General features: G+C 68.0%; 19 protein-coding genes. 9 read left to right on the plus strand and 10 right to left on the minus strand.

Going from position 1 to position 17,162, the window contains the following annotated elements:
- Nucleotides 1–119: 119 nt before the first annotated feature.
- The gene (htpX, locus tag ACTHJF_RS11855) at nt 120–1,013 is read right to left on the minus strand and encodes a protease HtpX (RefSeq protein ID WP_440267284.1); all 894 of its coding nucleotides are present in this window, start codon (nt 1,011–1,013) and stop codon (nt 120–122) included.
- Between the two features lie 134 nt (nt 1,014–1,147).
- Between htpX and gluQRS the strand changes: the two genes are divergently transcribed.
- Nucleotides 1,148–2,014 carry a tRNA glutamyl-Q(34) synthetase GluQRS gene (gene gluQRS, locus ACTHJF_RS11860; protein ID WP_440267285.1) on the plus strand — a complete coding sequence of 289 codons (867 nt, stop codon included), beginning with the start codon at nt 1,148–1,150 and terminating at the stop codon, nt 2,012–2,014.
- A 106-nt stretch (nt 2,015–2,120) separates the two neighbouring features.
- Nucleotides 2,121–2,861 (plus strand): acetoacetyl-CoA reductase, encoded by a 741-nt coding sequence (gene phbB, locus ACTHJF_RS11865; RefSeq protein WP_440267286.1) that lies wholly within the window; start codon nt 2,121–2,123, stop codon nt 2,859–2,861.
- Between the two features lie 216 nt (nt 2,862–3,077).
- On the opposite strand, the gene ACTHJF_RS11870 is transcribed toward phbB, so the two are convergent.
- Nucleotides 3,078–3,869 carry a tRNA threonylcarbamoyladenosine dehydratase gene (locus ACTHJF_RS11870; protein ID WP_440267287.1) on the minus strand — a complete coding sequence of 264 codons (792 nt, stop codon included), beginning with the start codon at nt 3,867–3,869 and terminating at the stop codon, nt 3,078–3,080.
- A gap of 170 nt (nt 3,870–4,039) precedes the next feature.
- On the opposite strand from ACTHJF_RS11870, the gene ACTHJF_RS11875 reads away from it, so the two are divergent.
- The 4 genes from ACTHJF_RS11875 (at nt 4,040) to ACTHJF_RS11890 (ending at nt 8,548) form a co-directional block, all read left to right on the plus strand.
- Nucleotides 4,040–4,429, plus strand: a complete 390-nt coding sequence (locus ACTHJF_RS11875; protein ID WP_440267288.1) for a cytochrome c — start codon at nt 4,040–4,042, stop codon at nt 4,427–4,429.
- A 22-nt stretch (nt 4,430–4,451) separates the two neighbouring features.
- Entirely contained in the window at nt 4,452–5,801 is a 1,350-nt protein-coding gene (locus ACTHJF_RS11880; protein ID WP_440267289.1) for a sensor histidine kinase, read from the plus strand.
- Nucleotides 5,798–6,817, plus strand: coding sequence for a response regulator (locus ACTHJF_RS11885; RefSeq protein ID WP_440267290.1), 1,020 nt, complete (start codon nt 5,798–5,800; stop codon nt 6,815–6,817). Before ACTHJF_RS11880 ends, ACTHJF_RS11885 begins: the two co-directional genes overlap by 4 nt.
- A gap of 69 nt (nt 6,818–6,886) precedes the next feature.
- Nucleotides 6,887–8,548, plus strand: coding sequence for a M28 family metallopeptidase (locus ACTHJF_RS11890; protein WP_440267291.1), 1,662 nt, complete (start codon nt 6,887–6,889; stop codon nt 8,546–8,548).
- A gap of 206 nt (nt 8,549–8,754) precedes the next feature.
- Here ACTHJF_RS11890 and ACTHJF_RS11895 read toward each other — a convergent pair whose 3' ends face one another.
- The 6 genes from ACTHJF_RS11895 to ACTHJF_RS11920 all read right to left on the minus strand — a co-directional run bounded on the left by ACTHJF_RS11895 (nt 8,755) and on the right by ACTHJF_RS11920 (nt 12,851).
- The gene (locus ACTHJF_RS11895) at nt 8,755–9,057 is read right to left on the minus strand and encodes an Mpo1-like protein (protein ID WP_440267292.1); all 303 of its coding nucleotides are present in this window, start codon (nt 9,055–9,057) and stop codon (nt 8,755–8,757) included.
- Between the two features lie 65 nt (nt 9,058–9,122).
- The gene (locus tag ACTHJF_RS11900) at nt 9,123–9,998 is read right to left on the minus strand and encodes a pirin family protein (protein WP_440267293.1); all 876 of its coding nucleotides are present in this window, start codon (nt 9,996–9,998) and stop codon (nt 9,123–9,125) included.
- Between the two features lie 29 nt (nt 9,999–10,027).
- On the minus strand, nt 10,028–11,086 hold the full coding sequence (locus tag ACTHJF_RS11905) for an NADH:flavin oxidoreductase/NADH oxidase (protein ID WP_440267294.1): 1,059 nt from the start codon (nt 11,084–11,086) through the stop codon (nt 10,028–10,030).
- A 92-nt stretch (nt 11,087–11,178) separates the two neighbouring features.
- Nucleotides 11,179–12,048 (minus strand): alpha/beta hydrolase family protein, encoded by an 870-nt coding sequence (locus tag ACTHJF_RS11910; protein ID WP_440267295.1) that lies wholly within the window; start codon nt 12,046–12,048, stop codon nt 11,179–11,181.
- Nucleotides 12,049–12,181: 133 nt separating this feature from the next.
- A complete protein-coding gene (locus ACTHJF_RS11915) occupies nt 12,182–12,391 on the minus strand; it encodes a cold-shock protein (protein ID WP_431637523.1) in 210 nt (69 codons plus the stop codon).
- Nucleotides 12,392–12,641: 250 nt separating this feature from the next.
- Entirely contained in the window at nt 12,642–12,851 is a 210-nt protein-coding gene (locus ACTHJF_RS11920; RefSeq protein WP_324894316.1) for a cold-shock protein, read from the minus strand.
- A gap of 307 nt (nt 12,852–13,158) precedes the next feature.
- On the opposite strand from ACTHJF_RS11920, the gene ACTHJF_RS11925 reads away from it, so the two are divergent.
- Nucleotides 13,159–13,605: a hypothetical protein gene (locus tag ACTHJF_RS11925; protein ID WP_440267296.1), complete on the plus strand. Its 447-nt coding sequence runs from the start codon at nt 13,159–13,161 to the stop codon at nt 13,603–13,605.
- A 7-nt stretch (nt 13,606–13,612) separates the two neighbouring features.
- On the opposite strand, the gene ACTHJF_RS11930 is transcribed toward ACTHJF_RS11925, so the two are convergent.
- Nucleotides 13,613–14,890, minus strand: coding sequence for a winged helix-turn-helix domain-containing protein (locus tag ACTHJF_RS11930; RefSeq protein WP_440267297.1), 1,278 nt, complete (start codon nt 14,888–14,890; stop codon nt 13,613–13,615).
- A 103-nt stretch (nt 14,891–14,993) separates the two neighbouring features.
- Between ACTHJF_RS11930 and ACTHJF_RS11935 the strand changes: the two genes are divergently transcribed.
- Complete coding sequence (locus tag ACTHJF_RS11935) at nt 14,994–15,380, plus strand: hypothetical protein (protein ID WP_440267298.1); 387 nt, start codon at nt 14,994–14,996, stop codon at nt 15,378–15,380.
- Nucleotides 15,381–15,471: 91 nt separating this feature from the next.
- Complete coding sequence (locus ACTHJF_RS11940; protein WP_440267299.1) at nt 15,472–16,563, plus strand: phospholipase A; 1,092 nt, start codon at nt 15,472–15,474, stop codon at nt 16,561–16,563.
- Nucleotides 16,564–16,643: 80 nt separating this feature from the next.
- On the opposite strand, the gene ACTHJF_RS11945 is transcribed toward ACTHJF_RS11940, so the two are convergent.
- Entirely contained in the window at nt 16,644–17,126 is a 483-nt protein-coding gene (locus ACTHJF_RS11945; protein ID WP_440267300.1) for an FKBP-type peptidyl-prolyl cis-trans isomerase, read from the minus strand.
- Between the last annotated feature and the right edge of the window lie 36 nt (nt 17,127–17,162).

Consider the following 17,162-nt stretch of genomic DNA (forward strand, 5'->3'; position numbering starts at 1 on the left):
TTCAGCAGACGAACGTCTGGTCATCCATCCTTGCCCAGAGAGCAAAGGGGGTTCCCGCTTTCGCGTGAATGGCGGCCCATTGAATTTTAGGTACGGTCAGCCGAGCGCACCGGTGGGGCTCAACCGGACGACTGCAGCGCCGCGATGCGCTCATCCAGCGGCGGGTGGCTCATGAACAGGCGGGCAAAGCCGGCGCCAAGCGGGCTGGAAATGCCGAACGCGGCGATGGTCTTGGGCAGGGTGTTCTCGCCGTGGTTGCCCTTGAGGCGCTCCAGCGCGGAGATCATCGCGCCGCGGCCGGCGAAGCGGGCGCCCGCGGCATCGGCGCGGAACTCGCGCCAGCGCGAGAAGGCCGCCACGATCATCGAGGCGAACAGGCCGAACACCACCTGCAGCACCATCACCGAGACGAAATAGCCGATGCCGGTGCCGCTGTCGCGGCTGTCGCGGCCACCGGAAAGCCAGCTGTCCACGACGCGGCCCACGATGCGCGAGGCGACGATCACCAGCGTGTTGAGCACGCCCTGGATCAGGGTCAACGTGACCATGTCGCCGTTGGCGACGTGGCCGATCTCGTGGCCGAGCACGGCGCTGACCTGCTCGCGGTCCATCTGCTGCAGCAGGCCGGAGCTCACCGCCACCAGCGCGCTGTTCTTGCTGGCGCCGGTGGCGAAGGCGTTCATTTCAGGTGCGTCGTAGATCGCCACCTCGGGCATGCCGATACCGGCGTTCTGCGCATGGCGGCGCACGGTGTCGAGCAGCCAGCGCTCGGCCTCGTTCGCCGGCTGCTCGATCACCCGCGCACCGGTGGACATCTTGGCCATCCACTTGGACATCAGCAGCGAGATGAAGGCGCCACCCATGCCGAACACGGCAGCGAACACCAGCAAGCCACCCATCCCACCGTACCCGCGGGCGGCCGCCCACTGGTCGATGCCCAGCACGCGGCAAACGATGCTCAGCAACAGCAGGACGGCGATATTGGTGGCGAGGAACAGGACGATGCGACGCATGGCTGGCTCTCTGGCAGTCATGAAAAGGGACGAAACACGGCTCGCGCCGTCTCCCGCTATTCGGGGCGCAGGCGGGCGGTTTCAAGGGCTGGGCGGCTTGCCGGCACACGCCGCGCGCCGCTTAGAATGCCGCGATGACCTACCGCGGCCGCTTCGCCCCCTCGCCCACCGGATCGCTCCATTTCGGATCGCTGATGGCTGCCGTGGGCAGCTGGCTGTGTGCCCGCCACGCCGGCGGCCGCTGGCTGGTGCGGATGGAGGACATCGACCCGCCGCGCGAGGTCGCCGGCGCGGCGGCAGACATCCTCACCACCCTGCCCGCCTTCGGGCTGGTGGCCGATGAGCCGGTGCTGTTCCAGTCGCAACGCCGGGCCATCTATGACGCGGCCTTCGAGCAGCTTCGGGAGGACGGCCACCTGTTCGCCTGCGGGTGCAGTCGCAGCGACCTGGCCGCGACGGGCGGCCTGCATCGCGACGGGGCATGCGTCTCGCCAGCCGATCCGCAACGCGTACCGGCCTGGCGGCTGCGCGTGCCGGACATCGAGATCGCCTTCGACGACGCATTGCAGGGCCCGCAGCGGCAGAACCTGCGCGAGGCGGTCGGCGATTTCGTGATCCGCCGCGTCGACGGCCTGTATTCCTACCAGCTGGCCTGCGTGGTGGACGACGCGTATCAGGGCATTACCGAAGTGGTGCGCGGCGCCGACCTGCTCGATTCCACGCCCCGGCAGATCTACCTGCAGCGCTGCCTGGGCCTGCCGACGCCGCACTACCTGCACCTGCCGCTGGCGCTCGACGCCGAGGGCCGCAAGCTGTCCAAATCCAGCCAGGCCACCGCGATCGACCCGGGCAACCCACTGCCCGCGCTGCGCCAGGCGTTGGCGTTCCTCGGCCTGCCGCAAGAAGCGCCCGCCGTCACCGCAGCCGAACTGCTGGCTGCAACATCGATGAGCTTCAATCCCACACTTTTGCGGCAACGCAGTAATGCATGGGACGTCTAAACCGCTATAAAGGCCGGGTGGCCGCCGCGGCGGCCGACTTCCCTTTTTGACTGCGCCTTGCCCTGGCCACGCAGCCCACGCCACACCCTCCAAGGAGATCGAGGACATGACCCAACGCACCGCGCTCGTCACCGGCGGCACCGGCGGTATCGGCACCGCCATCATTCGCTACCTGGCCAGCCAGGGTCACCGGGTGGCCTCGAACTACCGCGACGAGGCAAAGGCCGATCAGTGGCGCAAGGCCATGGCGGCCGAGGGCATCGAGGTGTGCATGGTGCCCGGTGACGTATCCGACTCGGTCTCGTGCGAGACGATGATCAAGGCCGTCGAGGAGCGCTGTGGCGCGGTGGAGATCCTGGTGAACAACGCCGGCATCACCCGCGACACCACGTTCCACAAGATGAACTACCAGCAGTGGTCGGACGTGATCAACACCAACTTGAACGCCTGCTTCAACGTCACCCGCCCGGTGATCGAGGGCATGCGCGCGCGCAAGTGGGGTCGCATCGTGCAGATCAGCTCGATCAACGGCCAGAAGGGCCAATACGGCCAGGCCAACTACGCCGCCGCCAAAGCTGGCATGCACGGCTTCACCATCTCCCTGGCGCAGGAAAACGCGAAGTTCGGCATCACCGTCAACACCGTCTCGCCCGGCTACGTGGGCACCGACATGGTGATGGCCGTGCCGGAAGAGGTGCGCGAGAAGATCGTGGCGCAGATCCCGGTGGGCCGCCTGGGCAAGCCGGAAGAAATCGCCCACGCCGTGGCCTTCTTCACCGGCGACATGGCCAGCTGGATCACCGGCGCCAACCTCGCCATCAACGGCGGGCACTACATGGGCTGGTGACCCTCATGTGTAGGAGCAACTGCTCCATCACACTGGCCACCGCCGCGTAGGCCATTCTGCGATCAAGCCGCGGCACCGCTTTAGCCCTCTCCCCGGAGCAACGCTCGGGGAAGAGGGTTGGGTGAGGGGGCGCTCTTTCAGGCAAGCATTCCAACCGAGCAAAGCCCCCCTCACCCCAACCCTCTCCCCCACGGCAGAGCCGTGGGGGAGAGGGAGTCAGGGCCCCAGCAGTTTCTCCATCACCTTGCCCACCGCCGCGAAGGCGAAGGCGCCAGTAACGTGGGTGGCGGCGCCCAGGCCCCCGCCGCAGGCCAGGTTCAAGGCATCCCCGCCGGGCGGACGGGTGCCGCAGACGGTGCCGTCCGGCTGTGGGTACTGCACGTTCTGCAACGAGTAGACCGCCGAAACACCGAAGTAGCGCGCCGGGCTGCGTGGGAAATTGAAATCCTGCCGGAGCTTCTTGCGGATCAGGCTGAACATCGCATCGTGCTCGGTGCGCGACAGGTCGCGCACGCGGATCTGGGTGGGATCGGTGCGCCCGCCGGCCGAGCCCACCGTCACCATCGGCAGTTTTCGGCGGCGGCACCAGGCGATGGCTTCGAGCTTCACTCGGAACGCGTCGCAGGCGTCCAGCACCACGTCGTAGCCGCGGTCGAGCAGCTCGTCCAGCGTGGACGGCGTGAGGAAGCGTTCGATCGCCTCCAGCCGCAACTGCGGGTTGATCGCGTGCAGGCGCGTAGCCATCACGCCCACCTTGGGCTTGCCGTACTCGCCATCGAGCGCATGCATCTGCCGATTGGTATTGGAGACGCACACTTCGTCCGCATCGATCAGGGTGAGCCGGCCGATGCCGCTGCGCGCCAGCGCTTCGGCGGCCCATGAGCCCACCCCGCCGATGCCGATCACACAGACATGCTTCTCGGCCAGCCGCGCGAGGCTGCCCACGCCGTACAGACGCTCGACTCCCGCAAACCGTTCGCGTAGCGCCTCTTCGCCAGCGCGGCTCATGGCCGCCCCCCGGCGGTCGATGGGGAAGCTGACGGGAACCACATGCGGACAACTCCTGCGGACAAGGCGGCACATTGTAAGACGGTGTGTCCGCACGACGCCTGGCAGATGGAAAGCGCGCCGCGCTCGGCTATGCTGGCCGGCATCTTTTTCGACAGGAATTCAAACCCATGCGCTCTGCCCTGCTCATCGTGCTGGGACTGGTCATCGGCATCCTCGGCAGCGTTTTCACCTTCAGCGCACTGCATCAGCGCACGCCGCTGCCTAAGGCGGTGATGACCGTGATGGCCTACCACTCGAGCGTGCTGCACCATGCGGTGAAGGCCAACCAGTGCGACGCCGCCGCGATCGGTACCCACCTCGCGCGCCTGCAGTCCACCGCGCTGGATATTCCGGCCGCTTTCAAAGGTGTGGAAAAGCCGTTCCTGGAGGCTTCGGACAAGCTGCAGGGCGCCGTGGGCAGTGCCGTGACCGCGGCCCCGACGAGCTGCGCCGCGCTCGCCACCGCATTGCAGCCCGTGGACGACGCCTGCGACAGCTGCCACAAGCGGTTCCGCTGAGACCGTCGCGACGAGGCCTCGCGTGTCGACCTCCCCATCCGCCACGCTCCCGTTCTGGTCACGCCTGCGGCTGCGCCTGCTGCAACTGGACGACGCGCTGTTCGAGCACGCTCGTCCATCGCAGCCCACGCTGGTGGCGATCAGCCTGATCGGCTCGCTGTGCATGCTGGCGTACTACCCGATCTGGAAGTACGCGCTTCCGCAGCCGTATGAGAGTCTGTCGCTGAGGGTCGCCGGCTGCCTGGTACTGCTGCCGCTGTCCATGCAACGCTGGTGGCCGCGGCACCTGCGCACTCTGCTGCCGGCCTACTGGCATGCCGCGGTGACCTTCGTGCTGCCGTTCTTCGCCGGCTACATGCTCTTGCGCAACGGCGGCAGCACGGCCTGGCTGCTGACGCACCTCGCGTCGATCTACCTCACCATGATGATGTTCGACGTAGCCGGCTTCCTCGCCATTTTCGCGATGGGCAGCACGCTGGCGTGGCTGGCCTGGATGCTTGGCCCGCATCTGCCGATGCCCGGCGACCGCGTGCTGCTGTACCTGCCGCTGCTGGCCATGGCGGTCGCCCTGGGCCCGCTGGCCAGCCTGTCGCAGAAACACGCCGACCAGACCCGCATCCAGGCGTTGACCCGCGCGTCGAACAACATCGCGCACGAACTGCGCACGCCGCTGGGCGCGCTGCACATCGCCGGCCAGGCGTTTCGGCGCTACCTGCCCGACCTGCTGGTGAGCCATCGGCTGGCGCAGGAGGCGGGCCTACCGGTGGCCGAGCTGCGCCCCGCGCACCTCGAAGCGCTAGAACGGGGTATGGACACCATCGAGCACGAGGTCGGCCACGCGCACACCGTCATCGACATGCTGTTGATGGCCGCGCGCCCGCTCGACCCACAGCAGTTCCGCCCCCTGCACGCCCGTGCTGTGCTGCGCGAGGCGTTGCTGCGCTATCCCTACGCCTCGCGCGGCGAACAGGAGCGCGTTCACCTGCATGGGGAGGACGACTTCATCGTGCTCGGCAGCGAGCCGTTGCTGACCCACGTGATCTTCAACCTCTTGCGCAACGCGCTGTTCCACACCGGCCGCGCGGGCAAGGGCGAAATCGATATCCGCCTCGAATACACCGCCAGCCGCGGCCTGATTCGCGTACGCGACACCGGACCGGGCATTCCGCCGGATGTACTGCCGCGCATCTTCAACCGTTTCTATTCCTACAGCGAGGACCGCGGCGGTGTCGCCGGGCTAGGGATCGGCCTGGCGTTCTCGCGCGAGGCGGTCGAGCGCATGGACGGCGCCATCAGTTGCCGCTCGCGCTGGGGCGAGTACACCGAATTCCTGATTTCCTTCCCCGCCCGCGGCACGGACGAGCGCGCATGAGGCTGACCTTCGACCACGGCCTGGCGCCGTTCCGCTTCCCCACCACTACAGTCATGGTGGACGACCACGAAACCTATCTCGGCGTGGTGCCGCTGATGCTCGACCCGCTGCAGCGACTGCGCAGCTACAGCTCCCCCCGCCAGGCGCTGAGCGACCTGCGCCGCCTGGACAGCCGCGCCGTGCCTGGCGGCGGCTGGCTTTACCGCTGGCGCGAGCATCCCTCGCCGAACCGCGAGCTGATGGCGCTGGATGTGGACTCGATCGCCCGCACCATGCACGACCCGGCGCGCTTTGGGGAGGTCTCGGTGGTGGTGGTCGATCAAGCGATGCCCGAGATGGACGGGCTGGATTTCTGCCGCCAGCTCGACAACCCGTACATTGGCAAGGTGCTGCTCACCGGCCGCGCCGACGACGAAACGGCGATCGAGGCGTTCAACTCCGGCCTGATCGACCGCTTCATCCGCAAGAACGATCCACGCGCGATGGACAAGCTGCAGCAGGCCATCGTGGCGCTTCAGCAGCGCTACTTCGAGCGTGCGGGGCAGTTCGTGTCCGAGGCGATGGCGCTGGGCGACGTGCACTTCCTGCGCGACCCGGTGTTCGTGCCGGTGTTGCGCGACGTGCTGCAGGAATTTCCTGCGGTGGAGTGCTACTTGCACGTCAATCCCACCGGCCTGCTGCTGCTCGATGCGGACGGCGACGGCCGCTTCTTGCTGATCCAGACCGACGACGACCTGCGCACCCATTACGAGATCGCCAGCGATCTGGGCGCGCCGCTGGAAGTGCTCACCGCGCTGCGCGACGGCACCGCGTTGCCGTGGTTCGGCAGCCGCGACGGCTTCTACAGCGATGAGCCCGGCGCCCCGCCGGTGCGCATGATCCCGGCCACCACGCTGCGCGGCGAGCACTGGTATCACTACGCGCTGGTAGACGATGTGGCCGGCCGGTTCGGGCTGGAACGGGTGGTGAGCTATCGCCGCTGGCTGCGCGAGCAGGACGATACGCTGGCACGGTGAGTTCCGTGCCCTTGGGCCCGTGCGCTGCATACGGCTAGGATCGAGGGGTTTCCAACGCAGGGGCCCATCGTGAAACGACTGCTTACCTGTTCCATCCTCACCGTCCTGGCTGCTGCCAGCGCCACGGCCGGCGACGCCCGGACGCCCGTCTTCGATCCGCACTACCTCTCCGAGCGGGTCAAGACGATCTCCTCCGATGCCTTCGAGGGCCGCGGCCCGGCCACTGTCGGCGAAAAGCGCACCGTCGCCTACGTGATCAGCCAGATGGAGGCCGCCGGACTGCAGCCGGCCGGCGCGCTCAAGAACGGCAAGCGCAGCTGGACCCAGCCGGTGCCGCTGGGTCGCTTCGAGATCACCGGCACGCCCAGCTTTTCGCTGACCGTGGGCGGCAAGAGCGAGCCGCTGACCCAGGGCGAGCAGATCGCCGTGCGCGCTGCGCAGGACGGCTCCACGAGTGTGGACATCGCCAACGCGCCGCTGGTGTTCGTCGGCTACGGCGTGAAGGCACCCGAACGGCACTGGGACGACTTCAAGGGCGTGGACCTGCACGGCAAGATCGCCGTGGCGCTGATCAACGATCCGGATTTCGAGACTGGCCAGGGCGACTTCGGCGGCAAGGCGATGACCTACTACGGCCGCTGGACCTACAAGTACGAAGAGATCGCCCGCCAGGGCGCGCTCGGCCTGCTGATCATCCACGAGACCGCGCCGGCCTCGTACGGCTGGGCCACGGTGAAGAACTCCAACACCAACACCCAGTTCGACATTGTGCGCGAGCATCCGGCCGAGGTGCACTCCAAGGTCGAGGGCTGGATTCAGCGCAACCTGGCGGTGCAGATGTTCAAGCACGCCGGACTGGATTTCGACGCGCTGAAGAAACAGGCGCAGACGCGCGACTTCAAGCCGGTGACGCTGAAGGGGGAAACCTTCTCGGCCAAGTTCAACGTCGATGCTTCGGTGATCACCTCGCAGAACATCCTGGGCAGGATCAAGGGCAGCCAGCGTCCGGACGAGACGGTGTTCTACAGCGCGCACTGGGATCACCTGGGCGTGGGCGAGCCCGATGCCAGCGGCGACCGCATCTACAACGGGGCGGTGGACAACGCCACCGGGACCGCAGCTTTACTCGCGCTGGGCAAGGCCTTCGCGCACGGGCCGAAGCCGGAGCGTTCGGTGGTGTTCCTCAATGTGACCGCCGAGGAGAAAGGCCTGCTCGGTTCGGAGTACTACGCCACCCATCCGCTCTACCCCGAGGCCAAGACGGTGGCGGTGATCAACATGGATGCCATGGACCCGCACGGCCCGGCGCGCAACTTCACCATTTCCGGCAGCGCCAAGCTCGGCCTGCTCGATGACCTGATCGCCGTGGCCAAGGCGGACGGCGTGAGCTACGCACCCGATCCGCATCCGGAGGCGGGCTACTTCTTCCGCTCCGATCACTTCTCCTTCGCCAAGCGCGGCGTGCCGGCGATCTCGTTCGGCTCGGGCGACGACTGGGTGGACGGCGGCGTAGCCGCGGGCGAGGCCGCCGACAAGGCTTACACCAAGGACCATTACCATCAGCCGTCCGACGAGTGGCAGGCCGACTGGAGCTTCACCGGTATGGCGCATGACCTGGGCATGCTCTACACGTTGGGATCGAAGCTGGCGAACTCCCACGAGTGGCCGAACTGGAGCCGCGACTCCGAGTTCCGCGCGGCCCGCGACGCCAGCGCCGACCAGCGCAAGTAAGCCGGCGCCGCCGCACAAAAAAAGGGCAGCCCCGGACGGGCTGCCCTTTTTTGTGTCTTGACGGCCGACTCCTAGCGCGAGCGGCCTTCTCCAACGGCGAATGCCGATCGTCCGACGTGATGTTGCGGAGATCCAGATGGATTCCCGCGTTCGCGGGAATGGCGGGTGGGGAACGGCGCCGCCTGTCCTGCGAGGCGGCGGCAGATCTACAGCCGCACCCGGCCACGCAGCACGTCGAAGAACATCACCCAGTCGCCGGCCAGGCTGTACAGCGGGTGGCGGAACGTGGCCGGGCGGTTCTTCTCGAAGGCGAAATGGCCGACCCAGGCGAAGCCGTAGCCGGCCACCGGCGCCAGCCAGAGCCAGGCCAGGCGACCGCTGGCGATCGCCACGATGACAACCGCCAGTACGCACAGGCTGCCGGCAAAATGCAGGCGACGGCACACGCGGTTGCTGTGCTCGCCCAGGTAGAACGGATAGAACTCGCGGAAGCTGGAAAAGCCGGCCATGCGCACCTCCGATGGATCTGGCCGCAGCCTACGCGCGCCCGCGCGTAAATGCATGACGCACGGCGTTACTTCACCGGCAGCGGGATGAACTCCTCATCGTCGCCCGGCACGCGATCGAAGCGGCCTTCCTGCCAGTCGGCCTTGGCCTGCTCGATGCGCTCGCGCCGGGTGGAGACGAAGTTCCACCACAGATGACGCTCGCCATCGAGCGGCGCACCGCCGAACAGCATCACCCGGCTCGCTTCGCGCGCGCGCAGCGGCGGGGCATCGTTACCGGCCTGCACGGCCATCAGACCGGCGGGCACCGCCAGCTCGTCCCACTGCACCTCGCCGTCGATCACGTGCACGCCGCGTTCGTGGTGCTCGTCGGGCCATTCCAGCGTGGCCCCTGCCTCCAGCGTCGCCTCGATGAAGAACATCGGCGCGAACACCTTGACCGGCGAGGCTTCGCCATACGCAGTGCCGGCGATCAGGGTCAGCGCGGCGCCATCGCGCACCATCCGGGGCAGCTCGCCGGCTTCGTGGTGATGGAACTCCGGCGCGATCTCCTCGTCGGCCTGCGGCAAAGCCACCCACACCTGCACGCCGTGCAGGCTGTGCCCGGCCGCGCGCTCGGCCGGCGGGGTGCGCTCGGAGTGAGCGATGCCGCGTCCGGCGGTCATCCAGTTCACCGCGCCGGGGCGGATGTCCACCGCGCTGCCCAGGCTGTCGCGATGGCGGATCGCACCATCGAACAGCCAGGTCACCGTGGCCAGGCCGATGTGCGGATGCGGGCGTACATCCATGCCCTTGCCGGCGGGCATCGTGGCCGGGCCCATGTGGTCGAAGAACACGAACGGGCCGACGTGGCGCGCCTGCAGCACCGGCAGCAGGCGGCGCACGCGAAAGCCGTCGCCGAGGTCGTGCACGCGGCCGTCGATCAGCAGGGGGGAATGGTCCATGGCGTAGCTCCGGGAAGGACGGTCAACGGTCACCACGATCGCTGGTACTGCAACGGTACCGCGATCTTCGCGCCCAGCGTCTTGGCCGCGCGGCGAGGAAAGTACGGGTCGCGCAGGCTTTCGCGGGCCTGCAGCACCACGTCGGCGGCGCCTTCGGCGATCACCGTGGCGGCCTGCGCAGGTTCGTCGATCATGCCGACCGCGCCGGTAGCGATGTCCGCCTCGCGACGGATCTGCGCGGCGAACGGCACCTGATAGCCCGGCCCGACGGGGATCTTCACGTGCGGCACCAGACCGCCGCTCGATACGTCGATGAGGTCCACGCCAAGCTCCTTCACCATGCGCGCCAAGGCGACGCTCTGCTGCGCATCCCAGCCGCCCTCGACCCAGTCGGTCGCGGAAATGCGCAGCCACACCGGCAGCTCCGCCGGCCACACTTCACGCACCGCACTCACCACCTCACGCACCAGCCGCGTGCGGTTCTCGAGGCTGCCACCATAGCCGTCGGTGCGCTGGTTGCTGAGCGGCGAGAGGAACTGGTGCAGCAGGTAGCCGTGCGCTGCGTGTATTTCGGCGAGCTGGAAGCCGGCGGCCAAGGCACGCTCGGCCGCGACGCGGAAATCCGCGACGACTTGGTCGATTCCGGCCTGGTCGAGGGACTCGGGCACATGCCAGCCGGCGTCGAAAGCGATCGGCGAGGGAGCCACCGTGCTCCACGCACCCGCCTCGGCGGACAGCGCGCCGCCACCCTCCCACGGGCGCTGCGCACTGGCCTTGCGGCCGGCATGTGCAAGCTGGATGCCGGCGATGGCGCCCTGCGCCTTGATGAATGCGGTGATCGGCGCCCACGCCTCCTGCTGGGCGCGATTCCAGATGCCAGTGTCGCCGGGCGAGATGCGCCCCTGCGCCGATACCGCGGTCGCTTCGCTGATCACCAGCGCCGCCCCACCCACGGCGCGGCTGCCCAGATGGACCAGGTGCCAGGTGTCCGGCATGCCATCGCTGGCCGAGTACTGGCACATCGGCGACACCACAAGGCGGTTGCGCAGCGTGAGAGAGCGCTGCGGCAGCGGATCGAACAGGGACATCGGCAGACCTCCGTGGACAAACGAGCTAGCTGCAGGCGACCACGACAGTCTTCAAGGCGCGCAGCGGTGGGATCGGCGAACGCGCTGTTTCCTCAGCGCGCCCAGTCGGCGATGGCGTTGGCCACGGCAGCGGGCGCCTTCATCCAGGCGAAGTGGTCGGCGCGTGCACCCTCCAGGGCCGCGGTGGTGAGTTCCAGTCGCTGCACGGTCGCGTGCGGCACCTTGCCGAGCAGCCAGTCCAGGGAGGCGGCGGGCACCAGCCAGTCGTCGCACAGGCGGATCGCCAGCACCGGCGTGTGCAGCGTGGCCAGCGCCGCATCCAGATCCTGCGCGATGCCCTGCGCCGCGTAACGGCCGCTGCGACCACTGCGCGCCCAGTCGGCGATCACCCCGCGCGCCTCGTTGCCGGCAAAGCCGAGGCGGCGACCCGGCAGGTGTCCGCGCAGGCGGGCCAGCAGCGGCGCCAGGTGAAATGCCACGCGCAACGACCACGGATGCGGAAACGCGCGCCAGTACGGCGCGCCGCTGGCGACCAGCACCAGGCCCTCGACCTGCTGCGGATGCAGTGCAGCGTAGAGGCAGGCCAGCTGGCCGCCGAGGCTGTGTCCACCCATCGCCCACGAGCAGCCCGGCAGCTGATCCGCCAGCGCCGCGGTGCTGGCGGCGACGTCGCTCTGCAGCAGTTCGCGGTAGCCCCAATCCATCCGGCGGCCGGCGCGGCGGTCGCTCGAGCCGATGCCGCGCCACTCGTGGATCGCCATCGTCACACCGCGCGCGGCCAGCGCCTGCGCCAGAGGCAGGTAGTGCCGCGCCGGCACACCCATCGCCGGCAGCCACAGCAGCGCCCGGCGAGCGGCGGGCTGCGACGGGCGGGTCACGATCAATTCGAAACGCGCGCCATCGTCCGTGCGGACCGGCACGATCTGCGGCGCCGTCGGCGCCTCGTCAGAAGAAAAAGCCATGGGGCTTCCAGCCAGCGCCGACGCACGGGTCGGCGGTGAAACAGTGCAGCAGGGACGTGGCAGCCCGGATATCGGACACGCGCAAGAGGCCGGCACGCGCCGGCCTCTTGTCAAAGAACATGCGCGCGGCCGCTCAGGCCGGGGTGACTTCCTCGGCCTGCAGGCCCTTCTGGCCCTGCACCACCTTGAAGCTCACCTTCTGCCCTTCCTTGAGGCTCTTGAACCCCGAGCCCGAAATGGCACGGAAATGCACGAACACATCCGGGCCGCTTTCACGGCTGATGAAGCCAAACCCCTTGGCGTCGTTGAACCATTTGACGGTGCCAATCTCTCGATCCGACATGACTCACTCCGATTACGCTCGACGTGACCGGCATGCCACCCGCCCGGGCGACGGCCGACTGGGTCATGCGCAACGCGTGAGCTCGGCCGGACAGATGCCGACACGGCCCGCAGGGGCGAAGAGCTGACACAGTGAAAAAAGCATAGCGGATTTTCACCGGGCGCAAGGCGCCAGCGCGATGGCAGGTGTGCACAAGAAAAAAGCCGGGCATTGCTGCCCGGCTTTTCGGTCTGGAAAGGCGACGAGCCGATCAGGCCGGGGTCACTTCCTCGGCCTGCAGGCCCTTCTGGCCCTGCACCACCTTGAAGCTGACCTGCTGGCCTTCCTGCAGGCTCTTGAAGCCGTTGCCGGTGATCGCGCGGAAATGCACGAAGACGTCCGGGCCATTGTCGCGGCTGATGAAGCCGAAGCCCTTGGCGTCGTTGAACCACTTGACGGTACCGATCTGACGATCAGACATGGGAGTCACTCCGTAGGTTTTCTGGTATCGAACCCGGCAGCCACGAAGGACGCCGAGGGGACTGGAATGCGCGGAAATCCTAGGGGTGAAGCGATGAAGCAGATAGGCATCAGCGGCATCGGGTCACAAGACTCTGGTGACCCCGGCAAACACAGCGGGAAAATTATAACCACAGGTCGGAAAGCTCCGCGACGGCATCGAGCCATGCACAATGGCCCATGCAGCCCCGCCGCTGCCTGGCATTCAGGTTTTCTTGAGCGGGCACAGAGTCTAGTCGTGGCCTTCATGCACACCGGGGAACCCGCCCATGCCATCGCTCCGCCCTGCCCTCGCCGGCTTTGCCGCCTGCCTGCTGCTGTCTGCCTGCGCCCACGAACCGGCCGCGAAAGCGCATCGCCCGGCGCACTCCCGACCCGCGCCGGCCGCCGCCCCGGCCGACACCCCTGCCCCCACCGCGGAGACGGCGCGCAAGGAAAGTGAGGAGACCCTGCCCGCGTATACCGGCATCCAGGCCTGCGACGACTATCTGGCCAGCTACCGCGCCTGCCACCGGGCGGCAGCGATCTACAAGCCGGACCAGATCGAATCCCACTACCGGCAGATGCGCCAGAGCCTGCTGCGCGACTCGCTGCAACCGGAGATCCGCCCGCAGCTCGGGGCGCGCTGCAACTCGCTCGCCCGCACCTTGCGCCAGGCGCTGCACGGCAAGGCGTGCGAGCCCGATCCGGCCGCCGCGTCGAGCAGTACGCGCTGACAACAGCTCAACCCGCCTTGAGTGCGGCCCTGAGCGCGCCGGCGAAATCGCTCGGTCGCGACCGCACGATGCGCACGATGGGCGTGCCGTGCCATTGCGCCAGTTCATGCAGTGCCCTGGCCAGTTCGTCGACCAGGCGCTCGTCCGGCACCACGCCCTCTTCCAGGAACAGCGCCTTCACCTCGAACATGCCCTGCGCGCGGTGCGCCTTCGCATCCAGCCGCCCGACCAGGGCACCGCGATGCAGGATGGGCAGCACGAAGTAGCCGTAGCGGCGTTTGGGAGCGGGCGTGTAGCACTCCAGCGCGTAGTCGAAACCGAACATGCCCAGCGCACGTTGCCGGTCCCAGACCAGAGGGTCGAACGGCGACAGCAACGCCGTATGGGTGGCGCGCAGTCGACCGGCGCGGGCCTGCGCCAGAGCCGCCGCGTGATCGGCGTGGACGTAAGCCGCCTCCTCCCAGCCGCGCACCTCCACTTCCAGCAACTGACCGGACGCCACCAGCGGAGCCAGCTCGCGGGCGCTGGCCTGGGGCTTGAGGCGGTAGTAGTCGGCGATCCAGCGAACCGGAGTGATGCCCAGGGCGCGCACCGTGTCGAGAATGAACCGTTCGCGCAGCGCGTCGACGCCGGGCGGCTCGCCCAGAGCCTGCACCGGCCATGAGGCGCGCACCCGCGTCGCCAGGTCGTACACCCGCTGGAAGCGCTCGCGCCGCGCCACCATCAGTTCGCCCAGCGCGAACCAGGCTTCCAGCCAGCGCTTCTCCGGCTTCCAAGCCCACCAGCCGCCGCTGCCGCGGTCTTCGCGGGTGAAGTCGGCTGCGCGCACCGGTCCCTCGCGGGCGATGTGAGCGAGCAGGTTGTCCATTTCCGCGCGGTGTTCCTTGTGCACGCGCGCCGCATGGCGGTACGACCAGTGATGGCCGCGCTGGTGACGCCAGGCGTCATGCAACGGGTAGTCGGTCGCCGGCACGAAACAGGCCTCGTGCGCCCAGCACTCAGCCAGCTCGCCCTTGGCCAGCGCCTGTTCCAACCATTCGGGCGGGTAGTCGCCCAGCCGCGCGTGGAGCACCAGGTAAGGGCTGCGCGCCACCACGTGGATGGTGTCGATCTGCAGCAGACGCATGCGCGCGATGGCGGCCGCGAGGTCCGCCGCGCGGGCACGCCGGCGCGGCGGTTGCAGCAGGCCTTGAGCATGCAGCTGCAGGCAACGGGCCTGCGCCAGCGAGAGCGGACGATCGCCAGCGGGCGCAGCGAGGCGGGAAGCAACGGGTTGAGCCGGCATTGACACTCTCTTTGCTAGCTTGCCCCGGTGCACTGCAGGGCCGCTGTCGCGGGGCTTTCGCGGCGCACCCCTCACCCCACGATTCTGGCATGGAGTAACGATCATGAAACTGCGCACACCCTGGATCACCCTGCTGGGAGCCGGTGCCTTGCTGGTTGCCGGCCAGGCCATGGCTCGGCAATCCACTCCCTCACCGCAGGTCGCTGATCCAATGCCACCTGCTGCGCCCATGCCGTCGGACACCGCGGCACGCAGCCAGGCGGCATTCCAGACGCCGCAGGGCGAGGTGACCGTACGCAGCGCCCTGCCGACACCTACGCCGGCATCCGCACCGCCACCGTTCGAGCAGCTCGCCAGCGGCGGCAAGTTCATCAGCGCGGACCAGGCCAGCGCCTATCCGCCATTGGCCAATGATTTCGACTACGCCGACAGCAACCGCGACCACCGCGTGAGCGCCGCCGAATACGCGCGCTGGTCCAAACAGCAGTAACGTTTCCCCCGTTGAGGCCGGCCGCGCGGATGTGTGGCCGGCCTCTGCGTGTCACCGTTCCGTCACCGCCCCCCCGCCTCAGGCCTCCGTCATGAAGACGCTCCGACCGTTCCGCTCCCTTTCCCTGGCTCTGGCCGCGGCAGCCGCGTCCCATGCGCTACCGGCCCATGCCCAGAATCCCGACCCGATGGACATCCGCGGCTGCACCGCCATCGAGAGTGATGCCCAGCGTCTGGCCTGCTACGACCGCGCCACCGGCCGGGTCAACCTGCCGGTGGCGCAGAAACGCCCCAGCCCGGCAGACGTGAGGTTGTTCGCCCGCGATACCGGCAAAGAGCCGGACCGAAACGACGCGGTGGCCGCGCCGCTCTCGCTGCTCGACTCGCGCTGGGAGTTGTCGCCGGAGGCCAAGCTCGGCACGTTCAATATCCGCGGCTACAAGCCGGTTTACGTGCTGCCGGTGTTTGCCACCAGCAACCAGAACGAGCGCCCCACCAGCCCCAATCCGGACAACACCGTACCTACCGCACAACAGTTGCAGAACGCGGAAATGAAGTTCCAGCTGAGCCTGAAGACCAAGGCGATCCAGGACGTCTTCGGCGATACCGGCGGTGACCTGTGGATCGGCTACACCCAGTCCTCGCGCTGGCAGGTCTACAACTCGAAGCTGTCCCGTCCGTTCCGCGAGACGAACTACGAGCCCGAGGCGATGCTGGTGTTCGACACGCACTACGACGTGCTCGGCTGGCAGGGCCGGTTGCTCGGCATCGGCGTGGATCATCAATCGAACGGCCGCTCCAACCCACTGTCGCGCAGCTGGAACCGGGTGATTGCCGACGTCGGCTTCGAGCGCAACGGCTGGACCGTGATGGTCCGTCCGTGGTGGCGCATTCCGGAAGGCCGCAGCACCGACGACAATCCGGACATCAGCGACTACATGGGCCGCGGCGAAGTGCAGATCGTGCACGAGTGGAACGGCCAGGAATTCGGCCTGATGCTGCGCCATTCGATGCGCGGCGGCAGCCAGAGCCACGGCGCCGGCCAGTTCACCTGGAGCTTCCCCGTGGGCGGCAACCTGCGCGGTTACATGGAGCTGTTCAAGGGCTACGGCGAGAGCCTGATCGACTACAACCACAACGCCACCTACCTGGGCGTAGGCGTGTCGCTGCTCGACTGGTACTGAGCTGCCGCCTCCACGAGAAACGCCGCCTCACGGCGGCGTTTTTCATGTGCGGGCTTGACGCGCAGCGGCGTCAGGCGACCTCAGTGGTGGTGGCCGCCCGGGCCGTGCACGTGGCCGTGCGCGGTTTCTTCCTCGGTGGCCTGGCGCACGTCGGTCACTTCCACGTCGAAGTGCAGCGTCTGACCGGCGAGCGGGTGGTTGCCGTCGATGTGCACCACGCCATCCTCGACCTTGGTCACGGTGACGTTGATCACGCCCTGCGGACCGCGACCCTGGAACTGCATGCCGGGCTGGATGTCATCCACGCCCTGGAACGCCTCACGCGGCACCTGCTGCTCCAGCTCGGCGTGGCGTTCGCCGTAGCCCTCGGCCGGCGCCACGTCGACCTTGAACTGGTCGCCCGCGACACGGCCAACCATCACCTTCTCCAGCCCCGGCACGATCTGGCCGGTGCCATGCATGTAGGTGAGCGGCTCGCGCCCGGCGGAGCTGTCGATCACAGTGCCCTGGTCGTCGGTCAGCGTGTAGTGGAAGGAAACAACGGTGTGGTCAGCAATCTGCATGAAGAGTCTCGTGTAGTAGGTGCAACACCGCCGGCG

Origin of the sequence: Dyella sp. (assembly GCF_051962475.1) — a bacterium.
In the GTDB taxonomy this organism is placed as follows: domain Bacteria; phylum Pseudomonadota; class Gammaproteobacteria; order Xanthomonadales; family Rhodanobacteraceae; genus Dyella_A.